The sequence below is a fragment of the Acidimicrobiia bacterium genome (assembly GCA_035948415.1).
Lineage (GTDB): Bacteria > Actinomycetota > Acidimicrobiia > IMCC26256 > PALSA-555 > PALSA-555.
In genome coordinates this window covers 1-4,298 of record DASZJD010000125.1, presented here as the reverse complement: position 1 = coordinate 4,298, position 4,298 = coordinate 1, and the positions used below count along the sequence as shown (strand labels likewise).

General features: G+C 75.9%; 6 protein-coding genes. 1 reads left to right on the top strand and 5 read right to left on the bottom strand.

Annotated elements, in window-relative coordinates:
* The first annotated feature begins 331 nt into the window (after positions 1-331).
* On the top strand, positions 332-529 hold the full coding sequence (locus VG869_16680; protein HEV3452820.1) for a hypothetical protein: 198 nt from the start codon (positions 332-334) through the stop codon (positions 527-529).
* A 50-nt stretch (positions 530-579) separates the two neighbouring features.
* Here the strand turns inward: VG869_16680 and VG869_16675 are convergent, their stop codons facing one another.
* The 5 genes from VG869_16675 to VG869_16655 all read right to left on the bottom strand — a co-directional run.
* Positions 580-1,356: an enoyl-CoA hydratase-related protein gene (locus VG869_16675; protein HEV3452819.1), complete on the bottom strand. Its 777-nt coding sequence runs from the start codon at positions 1,354-1,356 to the stop codon at positions 580-582.
* Positions 1,357-1,367: 11 nt separating this feature from the next.
* Positions 1,368-2,309 (bottom strand): methylmalonyl Co-A mutase-associated GTPase MeaB, encoded by a 942-nt coding sequence (gene meaB / locus VG869_16670; protein ID HEV3452818.1) that lies wholly within the window; start codon positions 2,307-2,309, stop codon positions 1,368-1,370.
* Position 2,310: 1 nt separating this feature from the next.
* Positions 2,311-2,541, bottom strand: a complete 231-nt coding sequence (locus tag VG869_16665) for a NifU family protein (protein ID HEV3452817.1) — start codon at positions 2,539-2,541, stop codon at positions 2,311-2,313.
* A 2-nt stretch (positions 2,542-2,543) separates the two neighbouring features.
* On the bottom strand, positions 2,544-3,839 hold the full coding sequence (gene murA, locus VG869_16660; GenBank protein ID HEV3452816.1) for a UDP-N-acetylglucosamine 1-carboxyvinyltransferase: 1,296 nt from the start codon (positions 3,837-3,839) through the stop codon (positions 2,544-2,546).
* 40 nt (positions 3,840-3,879) lie between these two features.
* The coding region (locus VG869_16655; protein HEV3452815.1) for an enoyl-CoA hydratase-related protein at positions 3,880-4,298 on the bottom strand (419 nt) is incomplete at its 5' end.

Genomic DNA, 4,298 nt, shown 5'->3' with positions numbered 1-4,298 from the left:
CGCCGACCCCGCTCGACACCCGGTTCCACTGGTGGGTGCGGCTGATCCCGCGGGTCGTCGTGCCGGCCGGCTTCGAGCTCGGTACCGGCGTGCTCGTGGAGCCGGTGGAGCCGCGCCAGGCCGCGGCCCAGCTGCGGGCGGCCGGTTGAGCGTCGCATCCGCTCCTGCGTCGGGATCGGCGCCCCGCCGGCCCGGGTGTGGGCCGACCTCGAGCGGATCGAGACCCACGTCGAGTGGATGGCGGACCCGGTGCGGGTCGAGCCGCGCGGCGGGACGCGCCCGGGCGTCGGCACGTTCACGTGCGTGATCCCGGTTGGTCCGCTCCGGGACCGTGACGTGCTTCGTGGTCACCGAGCGGGACCAGGAGCGGCGGTTGGCGATCGAGCCCACGGGCCGCGTCCGTGGCGTCGGACGCTTCGAGCTGGCGGCGGCGGGGACGGGCCCGGCGTTCTGCTGGGACGAGACGCGGCGCTTCCGGTGGTGGCGGGGCGGCCGCGTCGGGGAGCGGCTGGCGCGACCGGTGCTGTGACGCGGGTGGCGGGAGAACCTGGCTCGCCGGTGCCGGAGGGTCGAGGCGGGCTAGCGGCCCCGGAAGCGGGCCCGGCCCGGGCCGCGCTCGAGGAACGACCGGATGCCGGTGGCGGCGTCGTCGGTGCGGCACGCCTCGACGAAGGCGCCGCGCTCGAGGTCGAGGCCGGCGCCGAGCGGGCCGTCGAGGCCGCGGTCGATCGCCCGCTTGGCCAGGCCCATGGCGGCCACGGCCCCGCCGGCGAGCGACCGGGCCCAGTCGAGCGCGGTCGCCTCGGCGTCGCCGTCCGCGACGACCCGGTCGACGAGGCCGATCGCGGCGGCCTCGTCCGCGGCGACGTGCCGGCCGCTGAACACCAGCTCCTTGGCCCGCGCCGGGCCGACGAGCCGCGGGAGCCGCTGGGTGCCACCGGCGCCGGGGATGATCCCGAGGAGGATCTCGGGCTGCCCGAGCCGGGCCGAGTCACCGGCGACGCGCAGGTCACACGCCAGGGCCAGCTCGAGGCCGCCGCCGAGCGCGACGCCGCGGATGGCGGCCACGACCGGCCGGGGGATCGCGGCCACGGCGTCGAACGCGACCCGGAACGCCGCCGCGATCGCGTCCGGGTCGGTGGTCTGCAGCTCCTCGATGTCAGCGCCCGCCGCGAAGGCCCGCTCGCCGCCGGCCACGACGACCGCGTGGACGTCCGGCGCGCCGGCCACGGCCTCGGCGGCGCGGGCGAGCTCGGCGAGCACGGCGCGAGACAGGGCGTTCAGGGGCGGACGGTCGACGCGCAGCACGGCGACCCCGTCGCCGCGGTCCTCGGTGCGCACCCAGCCCTCGGCCACGGCGGCGAAGACTATTGGTCGAGGAGGGCGTCGGCGGCGGCGTGCGGGTCGAGGTCGCGCGCGCCGACCCGGGCCAGGATCTCGTCGAAGCGGGCCCCGACGCAGACGGCCCCAGCCCGCCGACCGAGTCGCTCCGCGACGAGCGCTTGGATCTCGTCGCGCAGCCGCGCCGCGCGCCGCGCCGCCAGCCGTCCGTCCTGCTCGAGGTGGGCCCGGTGGGCGGCGATCGCGTCCCAGAGCTCGTCCACCCCACCGCCCTCGGTGGCGACGGTCTCGACGATGGGCGGGACCCAGTCGGTCGGCCGCGACCACTCGATCATGTTGCGGAGGTCGCGCACGGTCTCGTCGGCGCCGGGGCGGTCGGCCTTGTTCACCGCCAGCACGTCGGCGATCTCGAGCAGGCCGGCCTTGTTCGCCTGCACCGCGTCCCCCCAACCCGGGTTGAGGACGACGACGGTGGTGTCGGCGGCGCCCGCGATCTCGACCTCGACCTGTCCGACCCCGACGGTCTCGATGATCACCCACGGCTTCCCGGCGGCGTCGAGGACGCGCACGGCCTGCGGCGTCGCGAGCGCGAGGCCGCCGAGGTGCCCGCGGCTCGCCATCGAGCGGATGAACACCCCCGCGTCGGTGGCGTGCGCCTGCATGCGCACCCGGTCGCCGAGGATCGCCCCACCGGTGAACGGGCTGGTGGGGTCGACGGCGAGCACGCCGACCTCGTCGCCGTCGCGGCGCAGGCGCGCCACGAGCCCGTCGGTCAACGTCGACTTGCCGGCGCCGGGGGGCCCGGTGACACCGACCGTGTACGCGGCGCCGGTGTGCGGGTAGAGCCGCGCCAGCGCGGCGTCGGCCGCCGGCCCACCGGACTCCACGAGCGAGAGCAGCCGAGCGACGGCGCCCCGATCCCCCGCCCGCGCGCCGTCGACCAGCGCGGCCGCGTCCGCGGCCGTCACGTCAGACGGCGTCGACGGCCTCGACCGCGGAGACGCCGGGGACGCGGTCCTTGATAATCCGCTCGACCCCGGCCTTCAGGGTCATGGTCGAGATCGGGCAGGTGCCGCACGCGCCCACCAGCTCGACGTGCACGACCCCGTCAGCGTCGATCTCGCGAAGGACGATGTCGCCGCCGTCGGCCTGCAGGGCCGGGCGGATGGCGTCGATCGCTTCGAGGACCTCGGTCTCCATCACTACTGCCAACGCCGCCAGTCTCGCAGGTCTTCCCGGGGCGGCTCCGACTCCCGGGTCACGTCGGCGCCCAGCGCCCGCAGCCGGGCCGGCAGGTCGGCGTAGCCGCGCTCGACGTGGTGGGTGTCGAAGACGGTGGTCGGGCCGTCGGCGCCGAGGCCGGCCAGCAGCAGGGCGGCGCCGGCCCGGACGTCCGGCACCCGCACCGGCGCCCCCGACAGCCGGGGTACGCCCCGCACGATGGCGTGGCGGCCCTCGGTCCGCACGTCGGCGCCCATCCGGTTCAGCTCACCGACGAACGCGAAGCGGTGATCGAACACGTTCTCGGTGACGATCGCGGTGCCGGTCGAGGTGGTCAGCGCGGCCACGGCGAGCGGCATGAAGTCGGTGGCGAAGCCCGGGAACGGCAGGGTCTGGACGTCGACGGGCCCGGGGCGACCGTCGGCGCCCACGGCGATCCCGTCCGGGGCCGGCGTCACCGTGACGCCCATCGCCGCCAGCTTCCGGGCCACCGTCTCGAGGTGCACGAACGGCACCCCTTCGACCACGACGTCGCCACCGGCGATCGCGGTCGCGAACAGCAGCGTGCCGGCCTCGATCCGGTCGCCGACGATGGCGCGGTCGGTGGGCGTGAGCTCGGTCACTCCCTCGACGCGCAGCGTCGCCGTCCCCACGCCCTCCACGTTGGCGCCCATCTCCTGGAGCTGGCAGCAGAGGTCAGCGACCTCGGGCTCTCGGGCGGCGTTGTCGATGACGGTCTCGCCCTTCGCGAGCACGGCGGTGGTGAGCACCGTCTCGGTGGCGCCGACGCTCGGGAAGTCGAGCACCACGCGGGTCCCGCCGAGCGCGTTGCAGCGAGCCTCGATGAAGCCGCCGCGCACGTCGAGCTCGGCTCCCATCGCGGTGAGCGCGCCGAAGTGCATGTCGAGCTTCCGGCTGCCGATGTTGTCGCCGCCCGGCATGGCGACACGCGCGCGCCCGTAGCGAGCCAGGAGTGGACCGAGCACGTTGATCGACGCCCGCATCCGGCGGACGTGCTCGTACGGCGCCTCGGGGGTCAGCTCGGCCGCGGTGTCGATGCGGACCACGTCGTCGCGCCGCTCCACGCGGGCGCCGATGGCCTCGAGCAGGTCCGCCATGACGTCGAGGTCCGCCACCGGCGTCATGTTGCGCAGCGTCGTCACGCCCGGCGCGAGCAGGGCCGCCGCCATCTGCTTCAGACCGGCGTTCTTCGTCATGCCCGACACGCGGGTCGACCCGGACAAGGGCGCGCCCGGCTGCACCACGTATCGGTCCATCGCGGGATGGTAGGCGGTCGGAGGCGCCCGCCGGCGGTCCTCAGCGCCCGCGGTAGACGGGTGCTCGCCGCTCGACGAACGCGGTGATCGCCTCGGTCACGTCCTCGGAGCGCAGACACGCCGCTTGCGCCTCGGCCTCGACCAGCAGGCCCTCGCGCACGCTGAGCCCCGATACCGCCGCCCACACCGCCCGCTTCGCGCCTTGGACCGCGAGCGGCGGCTGGGCCGCGATCGTCTCGGCGAGCGCGGCCGCAGCGTCCTCGAGGTCGTCGTCGCTGACGGCGACGTCGACGAGGCCGATGCGCTCGGCCTCGGCGCTGTCGATGCGCGCCGCGGTGACGATCAGCTGCAGCGCCTTCGACGGGCCGACGATCCGCGGCAGCCGCTGGGTGCCACCCAGGTCCGGGAGGATCCCGTACCGGTGCTCGAGCAAGCCAAGCTGGGCGCCGTGCGCGACGA

Excerpts from the sequence above, each read along its gene's own strand:
- VG869_16665 (HEV3452817.1), bottom strand. The coding sequence starts at position 2,541 with ATGGAGACCGAGGTCCTCGAAGCGATCGACGCCATCCGCCCGGCCCTG.
- murA (HEV3452816.1), bottom strand. The coding sequence starts at position 3,839 with ATGGACCGATACGTGGTGCAGCCGGGCGCGCCCTTGTCCGGGTCGACC.